Annotated in this window: 28 protein-coding genes; 9 read left to right on the forward strand and 19 right to left on the reverse strand. The window is 62.0% G+C overall.

The window, feature by feature from the left end:
* Positions 1-11: 11 nt before the first annotated feature.
* Positions 12-269 (reverse strand): DUF2790 domain-containing protein, encoded by a 258-nt coding sequence (locus tag MKZ87_RS00435; protein ID WP_085698199.1) that lies wholly within the window; start codon positions 267-269, stop codon positions 12-14.
* Positions 270-416: 147 nt separating this feature from the next.
* On the reverse strand, positions 417-1,130 hold the full coding sequence (locus MKZ87_RS00440) for a murein L,D-transpeptidase catalytic domain family protein (protein ID WP_227232878.1): 714 nt from the start codon (positions 1,128-1,130) through the stop codon (positions 417-419).
* Positions 1,131-1,281: 151 nt separating this feature from the next.
* On the opposite strand from MKZ87_RS00440, the gene MKZ87_RS00445 reads away from it, so the two are divergent.
* On the forward strand, positions 1,282-2,895 hold the full coding sequence (locus MKZ87_RS00445; protein WP_266200056.1) for a L,D-transpeptidase family protein: 1,614 nt from the start codon (positions 1,282-1,284) through the stop codon (positions 2,893-2,895).
* Between the two features lie 3 nt (positions 2,896-2,898).
* Here the strand turns inward: MKZ87_RS00445 and MKZ87_RS00450 are convergent, their stop codons facing one another.
* Together MKZ87_RS00450 and MKZ87_RS00455 are read right to left on the reverse strand one after the other, a co-directional pair.
* On the reverse strand, positions 2,899-3,414 hold the full coding sequence (locus tag MKZ87_RS00450; RefSeq protein WP_266200057.1) for a DoxX family protein: 516 nt from the start codon (positions 3,412-3,414) through the stop codon (positions 2,899-2,901).
* 57 nt (positions 3,415-3,471) lie between these two features.
* Positions 3,472-3,675 carry a hypothetical protein gene (locus MKZ87_RS00455; protein ID WP_007950576.1) on the reverse strand — a complete coding sequence of 68 codons (204 nt, stop codon included), beginning with the start codon at positions 3,673-3,675 and terminating at the stop codon, positions 3,472-3,474.
* A gap of 362 nt (positions 3,676-4,037) precedes the next feature.
* On the opposite strand from MKZ87_RS00455, the gene glsB reads away from it, so the two are divergent.
* Together glsB and MKZ87_RS00465 are read left to right on the forward strand one after the other, a co-directional pair.
* Positions 4,038-4,946 (forward strand): glutaminase B, encoded by a 909-nt coding sequence (gene glsB, locus MKZ87_RS00460; protein ID WP_064379522.1) that lies wholly within the window; start codon positions 4,038-4,040, stop codon positions 4,944-4,946.
* Between the two features lie 69 nt (positions 4,947-5,015).
* On the forward strand, positions 5,016-6,518 hold the full coding sequence (locus MKZ87_RS00465) for an aldehyde dehydrogenase family protein (RefSeq protein ID WP_085705003.1): 1,503 nt from the start codon (positions 5,016-5,018) through the stop codon (positions 6,516-6,518).
* A gap of 48 nt (positions 6,519-6,566) precedes the next feature.
* Here MKZ87_RS00465 and MKZ87_RS00470 read toward each other — a convergent pair whose 3' ends face one another.
* The 3 genes from MKZ87_RS00470 to cynS all read right to left on the reverse strand — a co-directional run bounded on the left by MKZ87_RS00470 (position 6,567) and on the right by cynS (position 8,024).
* A complete protein-coding gene (locus MKZ87_RS00470; RefSeq protein WP_085698204.1) occupies positions 6,567-7,226 on the reverse strand; it encodes a carbonic anhydrase in 660 nt (219 codons plus the stop codon).
* Positions 7,227-7,238: 12 nt separating this feature from the next.
* Complete coding sequence (locus tag MKZ87_RS00475) at positions 7,239-7,475, reverse strand: DUF2790 domain-containing protein (protein WP_085687643.1); 237 nt, start codon at positions 7,473-7,475, stop codon at positions 7,239-7,241.
* Between the two features lie 84 nt (positions 7,476-7,559).
* Positions 7,560-8,024, reverse strand: coding sequence for a cyanase (gene cynS / locus MKZ87_RS00480; RefSeq protein WP_085698205.1), 465 nt, complete (start codon positions 8,022-8,024; stop codon positions 7,560-7,562).
* Between the two features lie 120 nt (positions 8,025-8,144).
* Between cynS and cynR the strand changes: the two genes are divergently transcribed.
* A complete protein-coding gene (gene cynR / locus MKZ87_RS00485; RefSeq protein WP_085705001.1) occupies positions 8,145-9,023 on the forward strand; it encodes a transcriptional regulator CynR in 879 nt (292 codons plus the stop codon).
* A gap of 72 nt (positions 9,024-9,095) precedes the next feature.
* Here the strand turns inward: cynR and MKZ87_RS00490 are convergent, their stop codons facing one another.
* Positions 9,096-9,425: a hypothetical protein gene (locus MKZ87_RS00490; RefSeq protein ID WP_085698207.1), complete on the reverse strand. Its 330-nt coding sequence runs from the start codon at positions 9,423-9,425 to the stop codon at positions 9,096-9,098.
* A 127-nt stretch (positions 9,426-9,552) separates the two neighbouring features.
* Between MKZ87_RS00490 and MKZ87_RS00495 the strand changes: the two genes are divergently transcribed.
* The gene (locus MKZ87_RS00495) at positions 9,553-9,924 is read left to right on the forward strand and encodes a hypothetical protein (protein ID WP_085654241.1); all 372 of its coding nucleotides are present in this window, start codon (positions 9,553-9,555) and stop codon (positions 9,922-9,924) included.
* Between the two features lie 12 nt (positions 9,925-9,936).
* Here MKZ87_RS00495 and MKZ87_RS00500 read toward each other — a convergent pair whose 3' ends face one another.
* Together MKZ87_RS00500 and MKZ87_RS00505 are read right to left on the reverse strand one after the other, a co-directional pair.
* Complete coding sequence (locus MKZ87_RS00500; protein ID WP_085698208.1) at positions 9,937-10,440, reverse strand: GNAT family N-acetyltransferase; 504 nt, start codon at positions 10,438-10,440, stop codon at positions 9,937-9,939.
* Positions 10,441-10,487: 47 nt separating this feature from the next.
* Complete coding sequence (locus MKZ87_RS00505; protein WP_085698209.1) at positions 10,488-12,431, reverse strand: DNA topoisomerase III; 1,944 nt, start codon at positions 12,429-12,431, stop codon at positions 10,488-10,490.
* Positions 12,432-12,710: 279 nt separating this feature from the next.
* On the opposite strand from MKZ87_RS00505, the gene MKZ87_RS00510 reads away from it, so the two are divergent.
* Both MKZ87_RS00510 and MKZ87_RS00515 read left to right on the forward strand, forming a co-directional pair.
* Positions 12,711-14,117: a serralysin family metalloprotease gene (locus MKZ87_RS00510; RefSeq protein ID WP_266200058.1), complete on the forward strand. Its 1,407-nt coding sequence runs from the start codon at positions 12,711-12,713 to the stop codon at positions 14,115-14,117.
* A gap of 137 nt (positions 14,118-14,254) precedes the next feature.
* Complete coding sequence (locus tag MKZ87_RS00515; protein ID WP_085602857.1) at positions 14,255-14,623, forward strand: DUF427 domain-containing protein; 369 nt, start codon at positions 14,255-14,257, stop codon at positions 14,621-14,623.
* Positions 14,624-14,672: 49 nt separating this feature from the next.
* On the opposite strand, the gene MKZ87_RS00520 is transcribed toward MKZ87_RS00515, so the two are convergent.
* Both MKZ87_RS00520 and MKZ87_RS00525 read right to left on the reverse strand, forming a co-directional pair.
* A complete protein-coding gene (locus MKZ87_RS00520) occupies positions 14,673-16,295 on the reverse strand; it encodes an MFS transporter (RefSeq protein ID WP_085698211.1) in 1,623 nt (540 codons plus the stop codon).
* 130 nt (positions 16,296-16,425) lie between these two features.
* A complete protein-coding gene (locus MKZ87_RS00525) occupies positions 16,426-18,111 on the reverse strand; it encodes a GMC family oxidoreductase (protein WP_266200059.1) in 1,686 nt (561 codons plus the stop codon).
* 133 nt (positions 18,112-18,244) lie between these two features.
* Here MKZ87_RS00525 and MKZ87_RS00530 point away from each other — a divergent pair, with 133 nt between their 5' ends.
* Complete coding sequence (locus MKZ87_RS00530; protein WP_085698212.1) at positions 18,245-19,132, forward strand: LysR family transcriptional regulator; 888 nt, start codon at positions 18,245-18,247, stop codon at positions 19,130-19,132.
* Between the two features lie 98 nt (positions 19,133-19,230).
* Positions 19,231-20,493 carry an MFS transporter gene (locus tag MKZ87_RS00535; protein WP_266200060.1) on the forward strand — a complete coding sequence of 421 codons (1,263 nt, stop codon included), beginning with the start codon at positions 19,231-19,233 and terminating at the stop codon, positions 20,491-20,493.
* A 21-nt stretch (positions 20,494-20,514) separates the two neighbouring features.
* Here the strand turns inward: MKZ87_RS00535 and MKZ87_RS00540 are convergent, their stop codons facing one another.
* From MKZ87_RS00540 to MKZ87_RS00570, 7 genes are read right to left on the reverse strand one after another with little or no spacing between them, the layout of a single operon-like run.
* Positions 20,515-21,882 carry a sensor histidine kinase gene (locus MKZ87_RS00540; RefSeq protein WP_085703650.1) on the reverse strand — a complete coding sequence of 456 codons (1,368 nt, stop codon included), beginning with the start codon at positions 21,880-21,882 and terminating at the stop codon, positions 20,515-20,517.
* Complete coding sequence (locus MKZ87_RS00545; RefSeq protein WP_085687674.1) at positions 21,879-22,541, reverse strand: response regulator; 663 nt, start codon at positions 22,539-22,541, stop codon at positions 21,879-21,881. The genes MKZ87_RS00540 and MKZ87_RS00545 overlap by 4 nt, the downstream gene beginning before the upstream one ends.
* A gap of 11 nt (positions 22,542-22,552) precedes the next feature.
* Complete coding sequence (locus tag MKZ87_RS00550) at positions 22,553-23,197, reverse strand: tetratricopeptide repeat protein (protein WP_085698215.1); 645 nt, start codon at positions 23,195-23,197, stop codon at positions 22,553-22,555.
* Positions 23,194-24,003, reverse strand: a complete 810-nt coding sequence (locus MKZ87_RS00555; RefSeq protein ID WP_085703649.1) for an SDR family oxidoreductase — start codon at positions 24,001-24,003, stop codon at positions 23,194-23,196. Before MKZ87_RS00555 ends, MKZ87_RS00550 begins: the two co-directional genes overlap by 4 nt.
* Positions 23,990-24,664, reverse strand: a complete 675-nt coding sequence (locus MKZ87_RS00560) for a TenA family transcriptional regulator (protein ID WP_085698217.1) — start codon at positions 24,662-24,664, stop codon at positions 23,990-23,992. Before MKZ87_RS00560 ends, MKZ87_RS00555 begins: the two co-directional genes overlap by 14 nt.
* Positions 24,661-26,142, reverse strand: coding sequence for an AMP-binding protein (locus MKZ87_RS00565; protein WP_266200061.1), 1,482 nt, complete (start codon positions 26,140-26,142; stop codon positions 24,661-24,663). The genes MKZ87_RS00560 and MKZ87_RS00565 overlap by 4 nt, the downstream gene beginning before the upstream one ends.
* On the reverse strand, positions 26,132-26,809 hold the full coding sequence (locus MKZ87_RS00570; protein ID WP_085703647.1) for a thermostable hemolysin: 678 nt from the start codon (positions 26,807-26,809) through the stop codon (positions 26,132-26,134). Before MKZ87_RS00570 ends, MKZ87_RS00565 begins: the two co-directional genes overlap by 11 nt.
* Between the last annotated feature and the right edge of the window lie 10 nt (positions 26,810-26,819).

Below are 26,819 nucleotides of genomic sequence, written 5' to 3' on the forward strand. Positions count from 1 at the left end.
GGCACTGTGCCTCAATGGTCGTTGGTGCAGCCGCTGCCCTGCACTTGATAGTCCAGCACATGTTCACGGCCCTGGTGGTCGAGGTATTTGAGTTGCGCGGGGATCACGCCGCAAGCCTGGGAAATATCGGTGCTGGAGATGACTTTGTCGACATCCAGGTGCACGAAGAAACCGGTTTTGTCATGAATGACGGCGGCGTCCGGTGCAGGCGCGGCGAACACGGAGCCGGTGGCGAGGAGGGCGGTGAAGGCGAGGATCAGGGTTTTCATGATGGGTCACTCGAGTCGTTGAAGTTGATCGGCGTTCTGGCCGGGACAACTTCAAGCTACCGGGCGATCCGCTCGGCAAACCGACAACTCGATGACAAATCTGTAATAAAACGAACCTGTGGGAGCCAGCGCACTCCCACAGAGTATTCAGCTGGCGTGGGTGCTGAGAATGCTCGCGATCTGTTGCGGCTGGCAGTTGAGATACGGCGAGGATTTCAGCCACTGCTGATCCGGGTACCAGGAGAACATGAATTGGCCATTCTTCAGACTGTCGATCACCCGTTTGGCGACTTGCGGTCGCACGGCCGGACAACCCTGGCTGCGGCCCAGACGACCGGTGCGTTTGCTCCAGAACGGGTTCACATAGTCGGCGGCGTGGATCACGATGGCGCGGTCGCGGGCCATGTCGTTGATGCCCGGCTCCAGACCGTCCATGCGCAGCGAGTAACCGTGAGTGCCCTGGTAACTTTCCTGGGTACGGAACAGGCCGAGGCTGGACTGAAAGCTGCCTTCACGGTTGGAAAACCGGGTGGCAAAGTTTTCCCCGGAATTCGAGCCGTGGGCGACCAGATCACGCAGCACCAGTTTTTTCCGGGTCAGGTCGAAGATCCACAACCGGCGCTCGGTGGACGGCTGCGAATAATCGATGATCGCCAGGTGACGGGACTGCTTCGCGCCGTTGTTGATCGCACATTGCATGGCGTTCAAGGCACCTTTGAGCGCCTGGGGATTGAGTTCCGGAGCGGCGTGCGCGAGGCTGGTGTACAGAACCGGCGAAGAGGTGCCGGCGGCAAAGGCTGGACTGGTCAGCACGCCAATGGCGGTGGCAGTCAGCAGAAGTCGGCGCAAAAACGTCAACATTTAACGTGAGTCTCCACTTGCTACTTGTTTGGCACTTAGGCTCCTGACGTCCAGTCGTTCCCGGCAAGCCCGCGAATCGGGCCTGACTGTTCACCGCACCTGAGGTAAGGTTGACCGTCAATCAGGACGGCCATGGATTGGAGTAAAGCAGTTGTTCAAAAAGTACGCATGCTACTTGAGCATTTGTTTGCTCGCTGCGCCGTTTGTCGCTTGTGCCGAAGAGCCGTTGCCGGGGCTCCCGACGCTACCGCCCGTACCGACGCAAATGCCTGTCGAGCCGCAGAGCCCGTTGCAGGCTGCGCTGATCAGCCTGCCGCAGGCGTGCCCGACGATCGGCACCAGCCTCAATGGTCCGGCGCTGGATCAATTGCGCGCGTTCTACCAGCAGCAGGACTGGCTGCCGGTGTGGGCCGATGGCGGGCAATTGCCCGCCTTGCATGCGCAATTGCAGCTGTTGGCCGACGATGGCCTGAACCCGAAACGCTATCCGGTGGCGCTCACCGCCCCGCAGGACGGCGAACTGTGCGCCGACATCCAGATCAGCCGTTACTACCTGCAAGCCCTGCAGGATCTGCATTACGGTCTCCTGTTGCAATCGCACTTCGAACCGCTGTGGCATTCCGACGAAACGCCACGCGACCGTCAGGCCGAATTGCTTGCCATCGCCGTTCCGGGCGTGCACAACGTTGCGGCCGCCTTCGATCTGGCACGCCCGCAACTGGCGCAGTACCAGAACCTGCGTCATCTCTACGCCGCTCAACGCCTGAAAGCCTTGCCCCAATGGACGTCAGTGGGCAACGGCCCGTTGCTGCGTCCGGACATGGAAGACAAACGCGTACCGGAACTGGCCCGGCGGCTCTACAGCGAAGGCTACCTGAGCAGCCTGGTCGGCACGCCGGACAACGCTTATCACGGCGTATTGGTCGAGGCGGTGAAGAGCTTTCAGGCCAACCATTCGTTGCAGGCCGACGGGGTGGTCGGGCCGGGAACGATTGCCGAGCTCAACATCAGTCCGCTGACCCGTCGCGAACAGTTGCGGGTCAACCTTGAACGTTTCCGCTGGATGGCCCAGGACATGGAGCCGGACGGTTTGCTGGTCAATGTCGCCGCTGCCGAACTGACGCTTTATCAGGGTGGCCTGCCGGTGTGGCACACCCGCACCCAGGTCGGGCGCGCCGAACGCCAGACCCCGCTGCTCAAATCCCGGGTCACGCGCCTGACCCTGAACCCGACCTGGACCGTGCCGCCGACCATCTGGAAGGAAGACAAACTGCCGGAAATCCGCAAGGACCAGACCTTCCTCAGCCGCCAGAACCTGCAAGTGCTCGACGCCAATGGCCAGCCGCTGGCCGCCGCCGACATCGACTGGGACAACCCCGGCAACATCCTCCTGCGTCAGGACGCCGGGCCGCGCAACCCGCTGGGGCAAATGGTCATTCGTTTCCCCAACCCGTTTTCGGTGTACCTGCACGACACGCCGAGCAAGGCGCTGTTCGACAAGGGACCACGGGCGTTCAGTTCCGGCTGCGTGCGGGTCGAGCATCCGATGAAGCTGCGCGACTTCCTGCTCAGCCCGGCGGAGAAGGCGCGCACCGATACCTTGCTCGCTACCGGAACCACCCATGAATTCCGCCTGAGCAATCCGGTGCCGATCCTCATGACTTACTGGACGGCCCAGGCCGACGACCATGGTCGCGTGCTCTACGCACCGGACATCTACAGCCGGGACAGCGCGCTGCTGGCCGGGCTGGATCGGGCGCATTGATCCTCAGCGGCTGGCGCGTTTCCAGAACAAGCGCGCCAGCCAGGCATCCACGCTCAACTTGCCGGCCCCGGCAAACACCAGCGGCATTAATGCGGCGAGGTAGATCGCCGGCAGCTTGAAGTTGCCGAAGCCCTTGTTGGTGATCGCGTACCCCTGAGCCAGTTCACTCAACGATGACCAGTCCGCCGGCCAGTGCACGGCTGCGGTGGCGACGACGGTCACGACCATCAGCGAAATCGCCGAAATCCGCGTGCCGAATCCGATCAGGATCGCCAAGGCGCAGATCAGCTCGGCCCACATCGACAGCTCCCAGTTCAGCGTCGCCGGCAAGTGATTGAAGGGAAACGGGAAACGCTCCTGAATGTCTTCGAACCAGTTCTGGCCGTTGAATTTCTCCAGCCCCGATTCGAAGAATTCCCAGGCGATGAACAGGCGCAAGGTCAGCGGTGCGAGCCACTGGCCGGCGCGGTCGAGGGTCAAATGCAGGCCTTTGACGGCCGACGAGAGAGCTGTGGTCATGGCAAGGCTCCATCCATTCAAAAGAAAACGGGGCACCGACGTACCCCGTGCAAAGGGTTATTCGCCGGCGCCGCACTTGCCTTCGCCACATTTGCCTTCCGAGGTTTTTTCCGCCGAGTCGGCCTTGGCCTGGGTCTGGCTGTAGCCGTGATCCAGTTGCTTGACGCTGAACGCTTCGGAAGCCGAAGCGGCGTTGGACAGGGCCAGGCCACCGGCAAGCAGCAGGCCCAGCGTGAGGGAAGTTTTCGAAAGCTTGGTCATGGTGAATCTCCGATGCGAGGTGTGAGTTCAAAGGCTTGATCGGTGTTGCCGATCGACAGGTTCATTTGAACGCCGGGCTGTATCGCTGATGTGTCGCGAAGGGCCGGATTTGTGCGCGGGATGTGTCGGGCATCGAGCCGTACACACTGCGATACACAGACTGCTCAAAAATTGTGGGAGCGAGCTTGCTCGCGATGGCGGTGGCTCAGGCGCCGAGGATGCTGGCTGTACTGGCCTCATCGCGAGCAAGCTCGCTCCCACAATGGATCTCCAATTATTCCGAATGTGTGATTTGCCTCAGCCCCGCAGCGTCTAGCCACGGTGTCCCCGCAATCCCATGGGGCGAGACTTCGAGACCCGGCATGCAAGCGCTGTTGAACGAGATCCTTGACGCTGTCCGGCCCCTGATCGGGCAGGGCAAGGTGGCTGACTACATTCCCGCCCTCGGCACCGTGCCGGCCAATCAACTGGGCATCGCCGTGTATGGCAACGACGGCGAGATGTATTGCGCCGGCGACGCCGAGACGCCGTTCTCGGTGCAGAGTATTTCCAAGGTGTTCAGCCTGGTGCAGGCCATCGAACATTCCGGCGAGGCAATCTGGGAACGCCTGGGCCACGAGCCGTCCGGCCAGCCGTTCAACTCGCTGGTGCAACTGGAGTTCGAACGCGGCCGTCCGCGTAATCCATTCATCAATGCCGGGGCACTGGTGATCTGCGACATCAATCAGTCGCGCTTTGCCGCACCGGCCTTGTCGATGCGCGACTTCGTCCGGCGGCTGTCGGGCAACCCGCAGGTGATGGTCGACGGCAAGGTCGCCGACTCCGAGTACCAGCACCGCGCGCGCAACGCGGCGATGGCGTATCTGATGCAATCCTTCGGCAATTTCCACAACGACGTTGAAGCGGTGCTGCGCAGCTACTTCAGCCATTGCGCGCTGCGCATGAGCTGTATCGACCTGGCTCGGGCGTTCTGCTTCCTGGCCAACGACGGCTTCTGCAAACACAGCGGCGAGCAGATTCTGAGCCGGCGCCAGACCCAGCAAGTCAACTCGATCATGGCCACCAGCGGCCTCTACGACGAGGCCGGTAACTTTGCCTATCGCGTTGGTCTGCCGGGCAAGAGCGGCGTCGGTGGCGGCATCGTCGCGGTGGTGCCGGGGCAGTTCACGGTGTGCGTGTGGTCGCCGGAACTGAACACGGCGGGCAACTCGCTGGCGGGGATGGCGGCGCTGGAAATGCTCAGTTCGCGGATTGGCTGGTCGGTGTTCTGAGCCCGTGTTGCTTTGAGGGAGGCCAACCTATACATTTTCCGGCCGCCCTCAATATGGTGAATCTGCTCCATGTCTCTCGCGCTCGAACGTCTCGTCGCTGGCACGCCTATCCCTTTCGCCGGTAACCGCGTCACCGTGGTCAGCCCCGAACTGGCCGAGCGTTTCCGACCCGGCGATCACCTGTTGGTGGAGCAGGTGAGCGGCGAGCTGTTGCTGATTCCGGTGGTGGATCAGCAGGCCGCGTCGGTGGCGATCGAGCGTGCAGCGGCGGCGTTTACTGCGTTGTCCGCGGTGTCGGATGAGGCCATCAGCCGCTTCTTCGATCTGTTCGCCCAACGCCTGGAAAACCCGGACGCCTGGGCACTGATCGAAGCCGCCAACCTCGCCGACATCGAACGGGCCAAGGTTCGCGGCCGTTCCACTACCCGGTTGCTCGCCGACGAGCGCATGCGCCGCGACATGATCGCCGGCCTGCGTGCCTGGCGTGATGCGCCGGCCACCCGCGGCAAAGTCATCAGCAGCGTCGAGCATGAGGGCTGGAAGGTCGAGCAGGTCGTGTCGCCGCTGGGCATCGTCGCGTTCGTGTTCGAGGGCCGGCCAAACGTCTTCGCCGACGCCGCTGGCGTACTGCGCACCGGCAACACGGCGGTGCTGCGCATTGGCAGCGATGCATTGGGCACCGCGCAAGCCATCGTTACCCATGCCTTGAATCCGGCGCTGGCCGATGCCGGTCTGCCGGCGGGTGCGGTGTCGCTGGTGGAGAGCGTCAACCACGCCGCCGGTTGGGCGATGTTCGCCGATCGGCGTCTGTCGCTGGCCGTGGCCCGTGGTTCGGGCCGCGCGGTCAGTCAGCTGGGCAGCATCGCCCAGCAGGCCGGCACCGCCGTCAGCCTGCACGGCACTGGTGGCGCGTGGCTGATCGCCGATCGCGATGCCGACGCCAGGCGCTTTGCCGCGGTGGTGCGCAACTCGCTGGATCGCAAGGTTTGCAACACGCTGAACGTCTGCCTGATCCAGCGCGAGCGTGCTGCCGAACTGGTGCCGCTGTTCCTCGACGCCTTGCAGCAGGCCGGTGCTGCGCGTGGTCAGGGTTGCAAACTGCACATCGTCGAAGGCAGCGAAAGCTACCTGCCGAGCGACTGGCAGAACGCGACGGTCGAGGTCTATCGCGCCGAGGGTTACCAGACCGAAGCGCTGGCCGAACCGCTGCCGCAAGCGCAATTGGGTCGCGAGTGGGAATGGGAAGAAACCCCGGAAACCAGCCTGATGATCGTCGACGATCTGGATCAGGCCATCGCGCTGTTCAATCGCTACAGCCCGCAATTCACGGTGTCGTTGATCAGCGAAGATGCAGCGGTTCAGGAGCGCTTCTACAGCGCGGTCAACGCGCCGTTCGTGGGTAACGGGATCACCCGATGGGTCGATGGCCAATACGCGCTGAACAAGCCGGAACTGGGCCTTTCGAACTGGGAAAGCGGTCGTCTGTTTGCCCGCAGCGCGATCCTCTCCGGCGACGGGGTGTTCACCGTACGCAGCCGCATGACGCAAATCGATCTGGGCGTAAAACGCTGAACGGAACAACACCGCGCCCGTCGCAATGAGGGGCGCGGCGTTGTGTTTTCAAGCAGCATCGACTGCCTGACCGTAGACCGCGCACGTCGACGGGTGCTCGGCCAGTGAGACGAAGGTGCGGCGGTCTTCGCTCAAGGCATCGATGGAGCCGGTCTCGATGTCGTAGACCCAGCCATGCAGATTCAGCAGGCCTTTCTCCTGGGCCAGGCGCACGCTTGGGTGAGTCTGGATGTTCGCCAGTTGGGCGATCACGTTTTCCCGCACCATTGAACTCAGCTTGGCCGCGTCATTGGCGTGTGGCCTTGATTCGTTGACCACTTTCGCCGACTCGGCGTGTTGTAGCCAGCCGCTGACGGCGGGCAGATGATCCATGCATTTGCACTGGGCGATGGCGGTCATGGCGCCGCAATCGGAATGGCCGCAGATCACGATGTCGGTCACGCCGAGCACAGCCACCGCGTATTCCACTGTCGCCGAAACCCCGCCCGGATGCGGGCTGTAGGAGGGCACGATATTGCCGGCGTTGCGGATCACGAACAGCTCGCCGGGTTCTTGCTGGGTCAGCAGTTCCGGGACGACGCGGCTGTCGGAGCAAGTGATGAAAAGCGTGCCCGGGGTTTGGGTAGTCGCCAGGTGTTTGAACAGTTCGGTGCGTTGTGGAAACGCTTCGTTCTGGAACTTCAGGAAGCCTTCGATCAGGTTTTTCATGGTGTAGTCCTCTCAGTTCGAACAGCCGGTGCCGAATTCGCTGTATTGAAGAATGTGTTTTGCGCCGTGGCTGTCGAGGTACGTCATCTCGACCGGCACCACGCCGCAGATGTCGGCGACCGGGGTGATGCTCACGACTTCAGCGATGTCCAGAGACATGCCGTAGCGGTAGGCGACGGCCTCTTCATCAGCCTGAGCCTGGGCGGCAAGGCCGGCGAGCAGGGCCAGGGTCAACAGAATTTTTTGCATGGGGCAGCCTCCAGACAGATGGGGTGACGACTTGGCAATTCAGGTTTTGGATGGGCCCGCACGCGATGGGCGGGCCCGGAGGAATCAGAACGGACGCAGCGGAAGGAACTTGCCGTCGAGGGTGACCACGGCGCGGGAACCGCCTTCAGGGTCTTCGACTTTCTTGATGTCGAGCTTGAAGTTGATCGCGCTGATGATGCCGTCGCCGAACTGCTCGTGAACCAGGGCTTTGAGGGTGGTGCCGTAGATCTGGATCATCTCGTGGAAACGGTAGATGGTCGGGTCGGTCGGCACACCGTCGAGGCTGCCGCGCAGCGGGATGATTTGCAGGGCGGCGACGTCTTCGGCGCTCAGCTCAAGCTTGTCGCCAACCACTTCGGCAGCGTTTTTTGGCAGCGGGTGCTGGCCGAGGAGGGCGGCGGTGACATAGGCCAGGCTCAGGCCGGTGCCGTCGGCCAGATCCTGCCACGAGAGGTTCTTCTGTGCCTTGGCATCCAGGGTGCGGGTGGTCAGGGCGATGCGGCTGTCGTTGTAGGCTTGGGATTGCATGGTGCTTCTCCTTTCGGGGTTGGCTTGCTGTGTGGGATTCATCTTCTGCCGATTGATCCATAGCGTCCAAGACCGATATACAATGCAAAGCATAAGTACTGCCTATAGATGGAGCGTCCCATGCTGTTGCGACATTTGCGATACCTGCTGGCCGTGGCCGATCACGGCGGTTTCACTCGGGCAGCCGAAGCGCTGCACGTGTCGCAGCCCACCCTGTCGCAACAGATCCGCCAACTGGAAGAAAGCCTCGGGGTGGATCTGTTTGATCGCACCTCGCGTTCGGTCAAACCCACTGACGCCGGTCAGGCCTATATCGAATGCGCGCGACGGGTGCTGGTGGAGCTGGAGGCGGGTAAGCGCGCGTTGCATGACGTGAAGGATCTTTCCCGGGGCTCGCTGCGGCTGGCCATGACGCCGACATTCATGGCGTATCTGGTCGGGCCGTTGGTGCGCGACTACGTGGCGCGGTATCCGGGGATTCACCTGGAGATTTTCGAGTTGTCGATGGACGACATCGAGGCCGGGCTGGCGGATGACTCACTGGATATCGCGATTGCTTTCACGCCGGTGCGCAACCCTGACATCGAATGCATCCCGGCGTTTGTCGAGACGTTGGGCGTGATGGTCGGGCGAGAGCATCCGTTGTATGACAGCGCTTCGGTGCTGACGCCGGGTGAGATTGCGCAACTGGATTTCGCTCTGTTGGCACCGGACTTCATCACGCGGTTATCGATTGACGAGTATTTCCGTCAGCACGGCATCACGCCCAAGGTGCAGATCGAGGTGAATTCGGTGAGCACGTTGCTGGAAGTGATCCGGCATGCGCCGATTGCGACCATGTTGCCAGAGGCGATTGCGACCGATGACCGGGCATTGCGCCGGTTGCATGTCCAGAGCGAGGCACCGCAGCGGGGAGCGGCGTTGTTGCGGCGCCAGAACAACTATCACAGTGCGGCATCGGTGGCGTTCATGGAGATGGTGCTGGAACCCCGTTCATGAGCATTGTTTGCGAGCAATACAAAAGGGCCTGCTCCTATTCGGAAGCAGGCCCTTGTTTATTGAAGTTTTAACTTAGCAGAAGCGATCAATCACCCGGACTTCGTTCTTGTTCTGCATTGATTCCCACGCCTGTTTCAGCGTCTGCAGAACATTACCGATGAAGTCCTTGTCGGCCGCGGCTTTCTTGCCGACATAGCCATGGCCGCGGCGGTACATCTTCAGGCGGGCCAGCAGGTTCTGGTTGTTCCGGTCGAACTCTTCTTCACCAGCATGGGGCGACAGGCAGTCAATATGGACCTGACCCGACTTGCTGATCCATAGAATATGGCTGTCGTGGCTGTCTTTTTGCGCAGCGAACATACGAGCCAGTTCTTCGATAGTAGGTTGATTGTTCAGATTCATGTTATTGCCCCTTGACCAGTCTGGTGATCTTTCAAAGTTGATTCGCTAATACAGGTAGCCCATCGGTTAGTTGATCCCTGGCACCGAAACCAGGACGTCAGCGGTCGCCCGTGTGAAGTACGGGGTCATGCGTCTGTTGCATGTAGTCGTGTTGAATAACTGCTACGCAATAGCGTCACAACGAGGAGAAGCAGCGAAAACCGGGAGGCTCCTTGACGACGTTTTCAGGGTCGACCACAAGCGTCTTGAGAATTTTCGCCAGCGCTTCTCGTCCTTGTACTGGACGTTCAGGCCAGGTCAGCTTCTTCAATCTGCCTTGTGGGCAGCGTGTATCCGGAAAAAACAGCTCGGCGGTCAGACGAGCTTGCTCAAGCGTGTTGCCAGTGCTCCCGATCGGGGAGACGTCTGCATCATGCAAAAGCCAAACGACGCCGTCAACGGTTTTGTAGTGATTATTTTTGCTCACTACATATTGTCGGACAAAGTCATTCTGGAATGAAAAAAGCGGCGTTCAGGCAGCGGGAGAAAGGCTGCGCAGGTAGTAGAACGTGCAGGGATAGCCGTCCACGGTCTTTGTCTGGCGGGTAAAGTCGCCGCTACTCAGCTCGGGGATGAGCCGGGCCCAGAACCGCTGTGCAGGCCGGTTGGCGTCGACATGGAAAATCTGCCATCGACCGGGCAAGTGGCTCAAGAGGGCAGAGGCGACAAACTGCGCGACGCCTTGGCCACGCCAGCGCCGGCTGACGAAGAAGTAGCCGATGTTGTAGTCGGCGCCTTCGATGAGGATGTGGTCATCCACGGTCACGAACCCCGCCAGTTCGCCGTCCACATGGATCAGGAACGGCCGGGTCGCCGGCTGGCGCCAGTAATCGCCTTTCAACTGGATCGGAAAGAAACCATGGCCGCCGAGCTTCAGCGGCAGCCACTCGCTGAAGTCGTAGGTGTAGAACTGCATCAGGTTTTCGAGGGTGTCCAGTTCGTCGCGCCGGGCGGCGCGCAGTTCGATGACCGACATACCACTGCCTCCTGACCATCACTGCAGAAACAGTAGCGCGCAGCGGGCTATCTGGCTGCCGGTTTCGCCGAGCGTTTGCTGGTTCCGGTGGTTTTGCGTCGGGTGGTCTTGCGTTTGTTTTTCCACGGCGCAGCGGCCTTGCCGGCAGGCGGCGGGCCGCTGATGGTCAGGCTCAGCCCGGCACAACGGGTCACTTGCTTGCTCATCCACGCTGCCTGTTTGGTGACGAATTCTTCCAGACTCATCTCGCCACTCTGCACCATGTCCAGCGCCTGTTCCCAGATCGCGGTGGTGCCGGGATCGGCAATCGCGCGCGGCACCGCGTCGATCAGGCTGAACGCGGCGGGTGTGGCGGACAGCGCTTTGCCGTTTTTCACCAGATAACCGCGATCCAGCAACCCTTGAATGATCGAGGCGCGGGTCGCTTCGGTGCCGATGCCGGTGGTGTCCTTGAGTTTTTGCTTGAGCAGCGGATCTTCCACCAGTTTGGCGACGTTTTTCATCGCCTTGATTAGATCGCCTTCGGTGTAGGGCTTGGGCGGCTGCGTCCACAGGTCCTTGAGCTTGACGTCCGCCACGGCGCACTCGGCACCCTGAGTCAGGGGCGGCAAAGTCTGTGGCGCGGGGGCTTCACGGCCCTTGGCCGGGGCCAGCGCTTCGGGTAAAGCGCGCTTCCAGCCTGGCTCGATGATCTGCTTGCCGACCGCGCGCAAGGCTTCCCCGGCGCATTCGAAATCGGCCTGAGTGCGGTCGTATTCGTGATTGGGCAGGAACTGCGCCAGATACCGCGCGCGAATCAAGGTGTAGACCGCACGGTGCTTGCCGGTCAGGCGCTCGAGATTTTTCGCGGCAGCGGTCGGGATGATGCCGTGGTGGGCGCTGACCTTGGCGTCGTTCCAGGCGCGGGAGCGGCGCTGCGGCTCCAGATGCTCGCGCAAGGCTTCCAGACTCGGATCGGCCTGGCGCAGCGCCGCAAGAATCCCCGGCGCCTCGCCGTGCTGGCTGACGGGCAGGTAACCGCAATCGCTGCGTGGGTAGGTGATGACTTTGTAGGTTTCGTAGAGGGCCTGGGCGATGTCGAGGGTTTCCTGGGCGCCGAGGCCGAGCTTCTTCGAGCAGACCTCCTGCAAGGTACCCAGATCGAAAGGCAGGGGCGCCACTTCGCGCATGCGCTCGGTGCGCAGCTTGACCACCCGGGCGCTGGCAGCGTTGCTGATTGCAGCGGCCGCTTGCTGGGCGAGGGCCTGATTGAGGCAGCGATCCTGATCGTCGCAGGCCTCATTCGGTGCACGCCATTGCGCCATGAACGGTGTGCCGTGGTGCAGCAGTTGCACGTCGATGGCCCAGTACGCGACCGGCACGAAATCGGCGATGCTGCGGTCGCGATCCACCACCAGTCGCAAGGTCGGCGTCTGCACCCGGCCTACCGGCAACACGCCTTGATAGCCGGATTGCCGGCCGAGCAGGGTGAACAGGCGACTCATGTTCATCCCGATCAACCAGTCCGCCCGCGAGCGACCCAGCGCCGAGTGATACAGGCTGAAGGTTTCAGCGCCCGGTTTGAGCGCTGCCAACGCCTTGCGAATCGAGGCTTCGTCCAGCGCCGACAGCCACAAGCGGCGGATCGGCCCGCGATAGCGGCAATGCTCCACCAGTTCCCGGGCGATCATTTCGCCCTCACGGTCGGCGTCGGTGGCGATGACCAGTTCGCTGGCTTCGCCGAGCAGGCGCTTGACCGCCTTGTACTGGCTGGCGGTACGCGGCTTGACGGTCATCTTCCACTTGTCGGGGATGATCGGCAGGTCCGCCAGGACCCAGCGCTTGTATTTGGCGTCGTAGGCGTCCGGTGGCGCGGTCTCCAGCAGGTGGCCGATGCACCAGGTCACCGTGACGTCCGTTCCCAGCCAGCAGCCATCGCCGCGACGCTTTGCGCCGAGCACGGCCGCAATATCCTTGGCCTGGGAAGGTTTTTCACAGAGGTACAGCCGCATAACCACCGTCGTCGCTCATTGCCCGAAGAGGCGCACAGAATGGCCTGACTCGGGCGCCGGGGCAACTTTTATCTGTATGGATATACAGATAAAAGGATTGCCGGTCATGACAGCGCGCGTCGGGGCAATCCGGGACGCTATCGAGAAATTGAATGGCGCTCATGCCCGGCACTGTGTCAGGTTCGAATCGCCTTAAAAGGGCGAGTGACAGGACGATCTCGCCAGAAGATCGCCGCTTTTCTGTCTGACACTGACTCTTTAGAAACAAGGACGTACACCATGTCTCAACCTTACTCCCAGGCCAGCAGCGCCTTCACTGCGGTCGACACTTTCAGCCACCTGTATGACCGGGGCACGGGCACCGTCAACGGCAAACCGTCGTTCACCGCCGACCAGGCCGCCGCCGAGATCCTTCGCAAAGGCATGTCGTGGCAGGACAAGAATGCCGACGGCAAGATTGATTTGACTTACACGTTCCTGACCGACAAACCGTCGAACTACAACCCGAAACTCGGCAACTTCAGCGAGTTCAGCGCTCAGCAGAAAGCCCAGGCCGTGCTGGCGATGCAATCGTGGTCGGACGTGGCCAACGTGACCTTCACCGAAGGCAAGGGCGGCGACGGCCACATGACCTTCGGCAACTACGACGTCAGCACCGGCGGCGCGGCGTTCGCCTACCTGCCGCGGGGCAGTAGCTACGACGGTCAATCGTGGTACCTGATCAACGATCAGTACCAGGTCAACAAGACCCCGGACACCAACAACTACGGGCGTCAGACCTTGACCCACGAAATCGGTCACACCCTTGGCCTGTCGCATCCGGGCGCGTACAACGCCGGCAATGGCAACCCGACCTACGGCGACGCCAAATACGCCGAAGACACCCGTGGCTACAGCCTGATGAGCTACTGGAGCGAAGCCAACACTGACCAGAACTTCAGCAAGGACGGCAGCGGCGCCTACGCCTCGGCACCGCTGATGGACGATATCGTCGCCGTGCAGAAACTCTACGGTGCGAACCTCGAAACCCGTGCCGGCGACACTGTTTACGGCTTCAACTCCAACGCTGATCGCGACTTCTACAGCGCGACTTCCAACGCCTCCAAACTGGTGTTCTCGGTGTGGGACGGCGGCGGTAACGACACCCTGGATTTCTCCGGCTTCAGCCAGAACCAGAAGATCAACCTCAACGAAGGGTCGTTCTCCGACGTTGGCGGCCTGGTGGGCAACGTGTCCATCGCCTATGGCGTGACCGTGGAAAATGCCATTGGCGGTTCCGGTAATGACTTGTTGATCGGCAACAGCGCGGCCAACGAACTGATCGGCGGTGCCGGCAATGACATCATCTACGGTGGTGGCGGCGGTGACACGCTGTGGGGCGGTGAAGGCGTGGACACCTTCGTGTTCGGCGCAGCCAGTGATTCGACCATGACCGCGCCGGACTGGATCATGGATTTCACCAGCGGCCTGGACAAGATCGACCTGTCGGGCATCGCCGGGTTCGCCACCGGCGCAGCCACGCTGAACTTCGTCAGCGGCTTCACCGGGCACGCGGGCGATGCGATCCTCACCTACTTCGGACAGACCAACCAGACCAGCCTGATGATCGACCTCACGGGCCAGGGTTCGGTGGACTTCGCCGTGGGTGTGGTGGGGCAAGCCGTGGCGACCGATATCGTCGCCTGATCTGAAAACGGAAAACCGCAGCCCTCACCGGCTGCGGTTTTTTGTGAGCGAAAAAACCGTTCGGCTGCGAGCCCGACAGGATCGCGCTGCATGGGTTATACCTGAACCGGTCTCTCAGCCGTTGTCAGGAGCACCCGATGAAAACCTCCGGTCCCAGTCCCGTCATCACCATTGCCGAGCAGCCAGGCTGCCTCCTTGTGAAATTCCACGGCATCCAGGTCGCCGCGTCGGCCCGCGCGCTGGTGCTGCTCGAAGCCAATTACCCGCCGGTCTACTACATCCCGCGTGAAGACATCGACGAAAAATACTTCGCCCGCACCGACCACACCACCTACTGCCCGTACAAGGGCGATGCCAACTATTTCAGTCTGCAAGTGCCCGGACACGAAGGGGCGAACGCGGTGTGGACATACGAACATCCGAAGATTTCGGTCAGCCAGATCAAGGACTACGTGGCGTTTTATCCCGATCAGGTGAAGTTTGAATTGCTGGAGGCGGAGGTCTGAAAATCCGCAGGGTGGCGAGGGCATTGCGCCCCCGCCACCCGTCTATCAATCAGTTCTTGTCCAGATCGATATTCTTCGTCTCACGCAGACAGATCATCCCCACCACCAGGCTCACCCCGGTAATCAGCACCGGGTACCACAGCCCATAGAAGATATCCCCGGTGTACACCACCAGCGCGAACGATACGGTCGGCAGGAATCCGCCGAACCAGCCGTTGCCGATGTGATACGGCAGGGACATCGAGGTGTAGCGGATGCGGGTCGGGAACAGTTCGACCATCAGCGCCGCGAGCGGGCCGTAGCACATGGCGGAGATAATGATCAGGCCGACGATCAGGGCCACGATCATCGGTTTGTTGATCTGCTGCATGTCAGCCTGTTGCGGGTAGCCGGCGAGGGTGATAGCGCCGCGCAGTGCCGCCTCGTCAAAACCGTCGAGTTTCACATCGCCGACGCTCACTTGCACCGTGCTGCCCGCCGGGGCGGCGACGCTGGAGTAGGGCAGGCCTTGCTTGACCAGGAAGGTCTTGACCTTGTCGCACGGGCTGTCGAATTTGGCCTTGCCCACCGGATCGAACTGGAAGGTGCAGGTGGCCGGGTCGGCCACTACGGTGATCGGCGCCTGTTGGCTGGCGCGGTCGATGGCCGGATTGGCGTAGTGAGCCAGGGATTTGAAGATCGGGAAGTACAGCGCCGTGGCCAGCAGCAGGCCGAGCATCAGCACCGGTTTGCGCCCGACCTTGTCCGACAGCCAGCCGAAAATGATGAAGAACGGCGCGCCGATCACCACGCTGATGATCAGCAGGCTGTTGGCCACCGCCGGGTCCATTTTCAGGAACTGGGTGAGGAAGAACAGCACGTAGAACTGCGCGGCATAGAAGGTCACTGCTTGCCCCGCGTTGATGCTGAACAGGGCGATCAGCACCACCTTGAGGTTTTCCCATTTGCCGAAGGATTCGCGGATCGGCGCCTTGCTGGCCTTGCCTTGCTCTTTCATCTTCAGATAGGCCGGCGACTCGTGCAGGCTCAGGCGAATCCAGGTGGAAATGCCCAGCAGCACGATCGACAGCAGGAACGGGATACGCCAGCCCCAGACTTCGAACTGATCGCCAGTGAAATAGCGGCAACCGAGCACCACCAGCAGCGACAGCAGCAAGCCAAGAGTTGCGGTGGACTGAATCCAGCTGGTGTGGAAACCGCGCTTGCCGATCGGCGCATGCTCTGCCACGTAAGTCGCAGCGCCGCCGTATTCGCCGCCGAGGGCCAGGCCCTGCAGCATGCGCAGCACCACCAGAATGATCGGCGCGGCGATGCCGATGCTGGCGTAAGTCGGTAGCAGGCCCACCGCGAACGTCGCCACACCCATCAGAATGATCGTCGCGAGGAAGGTGTATTTGCGCCCGATCATGTCCCCCAACCGACCGAACACCAGCGCCCCGAACGGCCGCACGATGAAGCCTGCGGCGAACGCCATCAGCGCGAAGATGAACGCGGTGGTGTCGTTGACCCCGGCGAAGAACTGCTTGCTGATGACCGCCGCCAGAGCGCCGTAGAGAAAGAAGTCATACCACTCGAACACCGTCCCCAGGGACGAGGCGAAGATGACCTTTCGGGTATCGGGGCTGGCGTCCGTGCTGCGCACGGCGTCCAGAGGCTGAACGTGTTCTGACATATCGGTATCCCTCACAGTGATTGTTTTTGTTGTTTCCACTGGTGTTGCGTGTCCGGGTGATGCGCGATGTCCGTGAATCTGATGCGGGTCATTTGTGGGGTGGAGCTTGCTCCCGAAGGCGGTGTGCCATTCAACTCACTGCTGAATGATCCGCCGCTTTCGCGGGCAAGTCGAATCGTCGCACCGCCGCTCCCACAGGGATCGGTGTCGCTTGTGAAGAGTTGAGGATCAGCTGTGCCGCTTTTTCAGCAATCATCAGCGTAGGCGAACAAGTGTTGCCGGAGGTAATGCGCGGCATGATCGACGCGTCGGCAATTCGCAGGCCGGGCACGCCATGCACGCGCAACTGAGCGTCGACCACCGCGTCCGCGTCGTTGCCCATGCGACAAGTGCCGACCGGATGGAAAATCGTCGTGCCGATCTTCGCCGCCGCTTCGTGCAGTTGTTCTTCGGTTTGCAGGCTCGCGCCGGGCAGGTATTCCACCGGGTTGAAGGCTTGCAGGGCGGGAGCGCTGACGATACGCCGGGTGAGGCGAATCGCGTCGGCGGCCACGCGCAGGTCTTCGGGATGGCTGAGGTAGTTGGGCTGGATCAGCGGGGCTGCTTGCGGATCGGCGGAGCGGATCTCGACCCGGCCCCGGCTCTGCGGTCGCAAATCACACACCGACGCGGTGAACGCAGGGAAGCTGTGCAGCGGTTCGCCAAAGCGCTCCAGCGACAGCGGCTGCACGTGGTATTCGAGATTGGCCGAGGTCTGTTCCGGCCCGGAACGGGCAAACGCGCCCAGCTGACTCGGCGCCATCGACAACGGCCCGCTGCGGTCGTACAGATAACGCAGGCCCATGCCCATCTTGCCCCACACGCTGCCGGCGATCTGGTTGAGGGTGCGAGCGTTTTCCAGTTTGTAGATCAGCCGCAATTGCAGGTGATCCTGCAGGTTGCTGCCGACGCCCGGCAGCTCATGCGAGACGCCGATGCCGAGCTTTTCCAGCAGCGGACGCGGCCCGATTCCGGAGCGTTGCAGAATGCTCGGCGAGCCAACGGAGCCGGCGCATAACACGATCTCCTTGCGCGCCTTGAAGCTCTTTTGTTGACCCTGCCAACGGGCGCTGACCTTCGAGGCGCGGCCGTCTTCGAACAGAACGCGATCCACTTCGACTTCGGTCAGCACCGTGAGATTGGCTCGATCGCGAATCGGCTTCAGAAACGCCTTCGCCGCATTCCAGCGCACCCCGGCCTTCTGGTTGACCTGAAAGTAGCCGCAACCCTCGTTGTCGCCCTGGTTGAAGTCATCGATGCTGGCGATGCCGCTTTGCTCGGCAGCGCTGCGAAAGGCGTCGAGAATCGGCCACGACAGGCGCTGGCGTTCGACTCGCCATTCACCCTGGGCACCATGAAAGTCCGCCGCGCCGGCGAAGTGGTTTTCGCTCTGCTTGAACAGCGGCAGCACGTCATTCCAGGCCCAGCCCGGATTGCCTTCGGCAGCCCAGCTGTCGTAGTCGTTGGCCTGGCCGCGCATGTAGATCATGCCGTTGATCGACGAACAGCCGCCCAGCACCTTGCCGCGCGGATAACTCAGCGCACGGCCGTTGAGGCCTGGTTGTTCTTCGGTCTTGAAGCACCAGTCGGTGCGCGGGTTGCCGATGCAGAACAGGTAACCCACGGGGATGTGAATCCACGGATAGTTGTCGCGCCCGCCAGCCTCCAGCAACAGCACGCGCTGCTGCGGATCCGCCGACAGACGATTGGCCAGCAAACACCCGGCCGGCCCGGCGCCGACCACGATGTAATCGAATTCATCGAGGGAAGTCTGCATTCCCTGACCTCGCTTTTTGTTTTTGTTGTCGGTCATCCTAGTTGTTAGCTTTCGTCAAAAGAATGTTAGTTTTTGCGCAGCCGCTGTGCGTTTTCAAACAGCGCTCCCTGACGATAGCCGACAAGGACAAGCCATGTTCGACTGGAACGACCTGCGGTTCTTTCTCGAGTTGCAGCGCAGCGGCCGTTTGCTGACTGCCGCCCGCCGCCTGAACACCACGCACGCCACCGTCGCCCGGCATATCGAGGCCATCGAAAAAAGCCTCGGCACCGCGCTGTTCGTCCAGCATGCCCAAGGCTACGAAATGACCCCGGCGGGGGAGGCGCTGCTCAAACATGCCGAAGCCATGGAAAACGTCGCGCTGCTGGCCCAGGAGGAGATCACCCAGTCCACGGCGCCGCTGGGCAAGATCCGCGTCGGTGTAACCGAAGGCTTGGGCATTGTGTTTCTGGCCAGTCGCATGATCGGGTTGTTCGATCGCTATCCGGGGCTGGAAGTGGAACTGGTGGCGGTGCCGCGCTTCGTCAGCATCCTCAACCGCGAGGCGGAAATCAGCATTCACCTGGAACGGCCGGCGGCAGACATGCTGGTCACCCGCAAACTCACCGATTACCGACTCGCGCTCTATGCCAGCCGCGCCTATCTCGACAACGCGCCGCCGCTGCGCAGTCGAGAGGATCTTGGACGGCACGCGTGGATCGGCTATGTCGATGATCTGCTGTTCAGTCAGGAGCTGATGTTCCTCAACAGTTTCTGCCGCAATCCACGGGTGGTGTTTCACAGCACCAGCGTGATTGCCCAGCAGCAGGCGGCACGCTCGGGATTGGGAATTGCGGTGCTTCCTTGCTACATGGCCGCGTCGGATCCGGATCTGGTGGCGCTGTTGCCGGATGAGAGCATCGAGCGCAGTTACTGGATCAGTACCCGGCGCGAGTTGCACAAGTCAGTGCGGTTGCGGGTGGTTTGGGATTATGTGGTGGAGTTGTGCGAAGGCGAGCGCGAGTTGTTGATGGGGCAGTAACGACCGCTGTTTCATGCAACTAAAACGCTTGGCAAAAGGTCATTCGGTTTGCGGAGGTTGAGTCATTTCGCAGAACCTCGACAACGAAGACGACACCCGTGGCCACTCATCTCGATCGCCGTAATAACCTGTCCCTCGACAGCCTGAATTTTTTCCTCGCCGATGTGCGTGACGGCCTCGGTCCCTATCTGGCGATTTACCTGCTGGCGGTCCACCACTGGGAGCCGGCAAGCATTGGTCTGGTCATGACCATTGCCGGGATCGCCGCGCTCATCACCCAGACCCCGGCAGGCGCGCTGGTCGACAGCACATGCTTCAAACGGGCGCTGATCGCGATTGCCGCGCTGGTGGTCACCGGTAGCTGTCTGCTGCTGCCGTTTGTGACGTCGTTCAGTCTGGTGGCGCTGACGCAGGCGATCAGCGCCGCTGCCGCTTCGATCTTCGCGCCGGCGATTTGTGCGATCACCCTCGGGATCACGGGGCCTCGAGCGTTTACGCGAAGGACCGGGCGCAACGAAACCTTCAACCATGCCGGCAACGCCTGCGCCGCGTTGTTGGCCGGTTTGTCCGCTTACCTGTTCGGTCCGGTCGCGGTGTTTTATCTGATGGCGGTCATGGCGCTGGCCAGTGTGATTGCCGTTTCGTTCGTTTCGGCAGACGCCATTGATCACGACCTCGCCCGAGGTCTTTCGCCAAGCGAAACGGGGCAGGGCAAGCAGCCTTCGGGTTTTTCCGTACTGCTCACCAACCGACCGTTGTTGATGTTCGCGATTTGCTGTGCGCTGTTTCATCTGGCGAACGCGGCGATGCTGCCGCTGGTGAGTCAGAAACTGGCACAGGCCAACCTGCAACTGGCCACGCCGCTCACGTCCGCCTGCATCGTCGCGGCGCAACTGGTGATGGTACCGATCGCGCTGCTGGTGGGGGCGAAAGCCGATCTGTGGGGACGCAAGCCGTTGCTGCTGGCGGGCTTCCTTATCCTGCCGCTGCGTGGCGTGTTGTATGTGCTGTCGAACGATCCGTGGTGGCTGGTTTCGGTGCAGTTGCTCGATGGCATTGGCGCCGGGATTTTCGGGGCGCTGTTTCCGGTGGTGGTGAAAGACCTGACGCTGGGCACCGGGCATTTCAATGTCAGCTTGGGGGCGATTTCGACGGTGTTTGGTCTGGGCGCGGCGTTGAGTAACAGCCTGGCGGGGATTGTGGTTCAGGAGGCGGGATACAGCGCTGCGTTCCTGACGTTGGCGGGGGTCGCGATGGCGGCGCTGGGGCTGCTTTGGGTGGCGGTGCCGGAAACGATGTCGCGCTCCAATGCCGACTCAATGGCACTGCAAAGCAAGGCGCCGCCGATGACAGCGCCATGATTCAACGGCCGCGAGGCCTGATCAACCGGCGGGAATCGACAACGTCGCCCGCAGGCCGCCCTCGACCCGGTTTTCCAGTGTGATCCGCCCACCCAGACGGGTCGCGATGGTATGGACGATGGTCAGTCCCAGCCCCGCACCCTGGGGGTTGCCCCGACTGTAGAATCGTTCGAACAGTCGCGACCGGTCCGCTTCATCGATTCCCGGCCCCTGATCTTCAACGCTCAAATGGTAGAAGCCGTCCGCGGGGGTCAATTGCACGCTGATCACGCCTTGCTCCGGCGAAAAGTTGGCGGCGTTGGTGATGAGGTTGTTCAGGGCAATGTCGATGGTGGCGGCATCGGCATGTGCGGGAAAAGGTTGGTCGCTGACATCAAAAGCCAGTTCCAGATGCTTGCTCAGCAGCCACGGCGTGAGCTGCACCAGACTGTTGCGCACGGTATCGCCAAGGTCGATGCGTTGTTTGACAGGGGCGCCGGCCTTGGGCTCGAGACGGGCCATGGTCAGCAACTGATTGACCAGTCGGCTGGTGCGATCCACCCCGGCGATCAGAAATTCGAGTGATTCGCGGCGTTCCTGCTCGGTACCGGCCTCCAGCAGGTTCTGTGCATGCACCCGCAGCACCGCCAGCGGCGTGCGCATTTCGTGGGCGGCGTCGGCGATGAACCGGCGTTCACGCCCCAGCACTTCCTGAATCTGCGCGAGCATGCGGTTGAGCGCGGCCTGCATCGGTTCCAGCTCGCTCGGCAGGGGTGTCAATTGCAGGGGGTCGAGGGAGCCGCTGTGCCGGGCGCGCAGGGTCGCCGCCATGTTCGCCAATGGCTTGAGACCCCAGCCGATGGCCAGCCAGATCATCGCCGCAAGGATCAGGCTGCCGATCACGTTCGGCCACAGGGTATGACGAACGATCCGGTCAACCAGATCGGCCCGCACGTCACCACGCTCACCTACCCAGATGCGCAAACCGTTCTGATTGTCTTGCAGAACAAACGCCCGCCAGTGGCGCTTGTTCAAATCCACCACATCGCTGAAGCCAGGCTGCATCGGCGGCGTGCTGAACGAGGGCGCGCTGGCGGTATGCACCAGGACCTCACCCCTGGCATTCCAGACCTGAAAGGCGAGTTTTCTTTCGTAGGGATGGCCGTCACCCTTGGGCACTGCTTCGGCCAATGCCGAGTTGAACGCCCGATAAAGATCCGTGTGTTCCTGCCCCGGCAACGGCATGCGCATCACGCCTTGGAGCAGGCGTGCGTTCTGCGCCAGTTGAGCGTCGTAGACCTCGGCGATCTCGTGGTTGCTGTCGTGCAGGTTGAACAGGCTGAGGACGGTCAGACCGGCGAGCATCAGGCCGATGATCAGGGTCAGGGTGCGGCGCCGGATCGAGGTCATCGACGCTCCTCCACCAGATAACCCACACCGCGGATGGTGCGAATCAGGTCGGTGGAGAATTTCTTGCGCAGGTGATGAATGTGCACTTCAAGGGTGTTGCTTTCGGCTTCTTCGTTCCAGCCGTAGAGCAGTTGTGTCAGGTGATCGCGGGTCATGACCCGGCCCGGCGGCGACAGCAGTTCGTGCAGCAGTTGATACTCCTTGGGCGTGAGCACCACCGGCTGGCCCAGATAACTGACTTGCTGGGTGCCGGGGTTGAGGCTGATGCCGGCGTGCTCGATCAGCATCTGCGCGCGTCCGGCGCTGCGTCGCAGCAGCGCGCGCAGACGGGCCTTGAGCTCGGCCAGGTCGAAGGGTTTGATCAGGTAATCGTCGGCGCCGGCGTCCAGCCCCGCGATGCGGTCTTCGGTGGCATCGCGGGCGGTGAGGATCAACACCGGCAGGTTCGAACCGCTGGCGCGCAGACGACGCAGGACTTCGAGCCCGTCCATGCGCGGCAGGCCGAGATCGAGCACCGCCAGATCAAAGGTTTCGCTGAGCAGGGCGTGCAGGGCGCTGCTGCCGTCCTTGAGCCAGTCGACGGTGTAGCCCTCGCGCCCCAGCGCCTGATGAATGCCCTCGCCGAGAGCCACGTCATCCTCGATCAGTAATAAACGCACACGGACTCCTGTCAGTCGAGTTTCTTGTTTATGTCCACCAGCAACGCGGCGATCTCTTTGCGGCGCCCGGCGTCTGCACTTTCCCGGCCCGGGCGCGGAGCGGCCTGCTGGGCCTTGAGCAGTGCTGCCTTGGCTTCAGCGTAGCGTTTTTGACGGTAAAGGTGATCGCCCCAGAAGTACAGACTGTCGATCCCCTCGGGGTTGAGTTGCAGGGCCTGTTTGAGCAGCTGTTCGGCCTTGTCGCTGTCGCCGAACCCGATTGGCCAGCCCGGCACCCGGTCGTACAGCGCGGCGAGGCTGGTGTAGGCCGAACCTTGCAGCGCTTTGGGGTCGAGGGTCAGGGATTTTTCCAGATCAGCCTTGGCGTCCTTCGCTTTACCCAAAGCCCCCAGTCCGCCCTCGGCACCGGCCCAACTGCTGGTGACGATGCCTTTCCAGATCCAGGCCTCGGCGACGGCCGGACGTTCGGTGGCGAAATGCGTTGCCTGGACGGCCAATTGTTCAAACGCGGCGGCCCGTTGTTTTTCCGGTGTTTCGTATTGGATGTGCGCCCAGCTCTGCTGGATGCCGTTGAGGCGTTGCTGATCGGCGGCGTCCAGTGCCCAGACACTTTGACTGAGGGCGCCCAACAACACACAGGCGAGAAGTTTTTTCATGGTTTTGGCGTCTCGTTCTCGGGTTTTTCACTCAGGCGACGGATCAACGGCAATTGCTTGCGCAAGCCGCGATCCACCAGATTGGGCAGCAGGCTGTTGAGGCGTACGAAAAAGCGCTCGGGCCAGCCCAGATAGAGGTCACGGCGATCACCGGCGATCGCATGGATCACGGCATTCGCGACGGCTTGCGGGTCGTCGACGCTGGATTTCAGTGCGTCGTTCAAGGCTTGGGCGGCGGGGCTGTTCATGGCGGTGCGCGTGGCGCGGGGCGCCACGTACAACACACCGACCCGGGTATCCGCCAACTCCCGGCGCAAGGCTTCGGAAAATCCGCGCAAGGCAAACTTGGACGCGCAATAGCTGGCGTAACCGGGATAACCGATCGAACCGTAGGTCGAGCCGACGTTGACCACCATGGCACTGTCGGCCTGTTTGAGCAGCGGCAGCAGCAGTTTGGTCAGGCAGATCGGCGCACTGATGTTCACCGCCAGCATGGCGTTGATGTCGCTGTCGTCGAGCTGTTCCAGCATGGCGAAGTGGTTGATCCCGGCCGCGTTGATCAGCAGGTTGATACCGCCGATGTCCTCGGCGGCGGCCAGCACGTTGCGGCGGTCGCTGAGAACCGTCAGGTCGGCGGCAACCCAGCGCAGGTTTTGCGGGTAACGTTCGAGCAACGGGCGCAATGATTCCTGGTGACGCGCCACGGCCAGAACCTTGGCTCCGGCGCTGCACAGGGCTTGGGTGATGGCCAGCCCGATGCCGCCACTGGCACCGGTGAGCACCACGCGGGCTTCATGCAGCTGCATGTTGAGCCTCCGCGTCGCGGGGCAGGCCACGGAACATGTCGGTGTAGAGCCGATAGACGACTTTCGAGGCATGGATCACCGCCGCCTGGTCGGCCGGGTCTTGCAGCTGATTCATCAGGTGCCGATAGGTTTGCATGTGCTCGATGTCGAGCGAGCCATGGGAGCTGAGGTAACTGAACGCTGTTTCCGGCAGCGCCAGACGCTCGCGGATGCTGCCCGCCGCATGGGTGGCCAGGGCGATGCTGGTGCCCTCAAGCACATTGACCATGCCGAACAGACCCACCGGGTTGCCTCGGGCGATCAGGTCGTAGAGAAAACTGACCATCAGCTCGATCGGCAGCGACGGCTGGCCGTCACGCACCGCGTTCCGGTCACCGCCACAGGCCTCGATGTCGTTGAGCACCCATTGCTCATGGCCGTATTCATCCTCGATGTATTCGCAAACGGCTTTGCGCAACCATTCCAGATGCGTCGGCAGGCGCGCGCCGCAGGCCATCATCAACGGTACGGTGTGACGAACGTGGTAGTAGGCCTGGGCGAGAAACGCGCGATAGCTTTCAAGGCTGACCTTGCCTTGCAGCGCATCAAGGATGATCGGCAGGTTGAACAGCTCGTGGCGTTCCTGCTGTGTGGCTTCTTGCAGGGTGTCGAAAAAACTCATGGTGCGTTTTCCTCGCAAAGGACGGATTCGGTGAGCACGGTGCGGTATTGCGCGACGATGGCATCGCGGCGCGGACGACCGTTGGCGGTGAGCAGGCCGTTGGCGGCGGTAAAAGGTTGTTGCAGACGTGTCCAGTGATGCACCTGGGCGTAATCAGGCAAGGCCTCGTTGGCAGCGGCGACGGCAGCCGCCAACTGTGCATCGGTGCAGTCCGGACGGTGCGGCCAGAGCAGGGCATGGTTGTGTGGCATGGCCTCGCCATACACAAAGGCCTGGGCAATGTGCTGGCGCTGGGTCAGTTCGGACTCGACCCATTCCGGGTTGACGTTGCGTCCGAAGCTGGTGACGAACTGATGCTTCTTGCGGCCCTTGAGGTAGAGGAAACCTTCCGGGTCGAACTTGCCCAGATCGCCGCTGGGCCACCACTCATCACTGAACGCCGGTTCGCCAAGGTAGCCGAGCAGGGTCGAGCCTTTGATCAACACCTCTCCGTCCTCGGCCAGGCGCACGTCGACGTGGGGCAGAGGCTGCCCGACACTGCCCGGACGCCGCGCACCGGGCCGGTTGAGACAGACCACCGAAGCGCACTCGGACAGGCCATAACCTTCGTAGACCGGCAGGCCGACTCGTTGCGCACGGTGGAGCAGGTCTTCGGAAACCCGTGCGCCACCGACGGCGGCAAAACGCAGCGATTGCGGATCGAAGGCTTTCTGTTCGGCGGCGCTGACCAGCAACAACAGCAATTGCGGCACCAGAATCAGGCTCTCGGGTGCCCGGCTGGCCAAACATCCAAGCAAGCGCGGCAGGTCGACGCCGCTGGCGCCCTGGATGCCCAGGGTTTTCTGGCTCGGCACGCTCAGGGCCGCACCGGCGTACAGCGCCGCGTAACAGCCGAGGTTTTCCAGCAGGATCGCCAGTGGCAGCAACGCCACGTGATGTTGGGGAACTGTCGCTTTGCTTGCCTCTTCCAGTTCCCGAGCGACCCGCAGCAGACTGTCGGCGCTCAGGCACACGCCTTTCGGTGTGCCGGTGGTGCCGGAGGTGAACGTCAGTTTGGCGGTGCCGGCGGGCAAGCGGTCGGGCCCTTCAAAGGCGCGGCACCAGAATTCACCGCGTTTTTCATAACCGGCGGCGAGTAATTCAGGTTCCAGCTCCGGTTCGGCGATCACCCGCTCGGCCTGGCTTTGTTCCAGGCAATGGGCGCGTTGTGCCGGACTGAAGAACGGCGGCAGGGTCACGCAGGCCAGTCCTTCAAACAACGCCGCCAGATCCCAGAGTATGGCTTCGACGCCGTTGTCCAGTGCCAGGGCAATAACCTTCACGTTTTCATCGCGCAAGCGTTGCTGGCGGTACATTACTTCGGCGTAGAGCGTCGTGTAGCTGATTTTCAGCGTGTCGCCCCACAATGCCAGAGCGTTGTCATTGCGCCCTGCATGGCTGCGCAGGGTTTCCTGGAATCGTTGCCGTTCAAGCGACATGGCAGGCTCCTTCGATAGACGTCGGCAATCCCAGCCGGCTGAACAGGCCGATATTGCGCAGATGGATGAAGCCGGCGCGGATATTGCCGACATGCACCCAGGGTTTGCTTTCGTAGTAACTGCCCCAGTGGTGACGGTCATCGCCCAGGCGTTCCGGGTCGGCGGCGCACAGGGTCACCGGTTTCAGCCCCAGGCGATGGAAGCTGTTGACCAGTCCGATATTGCCGGTGAAGGTCACCCATTCCAGGCCGCCCATGGCCAGCACGTAAGTGATGGCAATGATGCTCAGGCGTGCGCTGCCAGTGTCGCTGGCGGCAAGGTTGCCGACTTCGACAATCCCGCTGCGCTCCACCGGACGGTCGGCGGCTGCGCTGATCAACGGCTCGATCGGCTCGTCCAGGTAGCGTTCAAGAAACAACGGTTCAAGGTGCGCACGACGTACCCCGGCCACCGCGCACAAGTCGCCGGAGTCGTTGTGCACACCAAACAGTTCAGGCATGAAATGGCGGATATCGGCGCCGTGGGCCTTGCGAAAGCGTTGTTGAATGAACGCTTCGAACGCCGTCCGGTGAGCGTCGCCCGGCTGGGCGCTAGACAGTTGCATCTGCGGTGTTTCGCTGTGGCCAAAACGCAGGGGCAAGGGAATGTTCCAGTCAGAATCGGGCATGGGCTGAACG

Origin of the sequence: Pseudomonas sp. MCal1, assembly GCF_026341415.1 — a bacterium.
Classification (GTDB): Bacteria; Pseudomonadota; Gammaproteobacteria; order Pseudomonadales; family Pseudomonadaceae; genus Aquipseudomonas.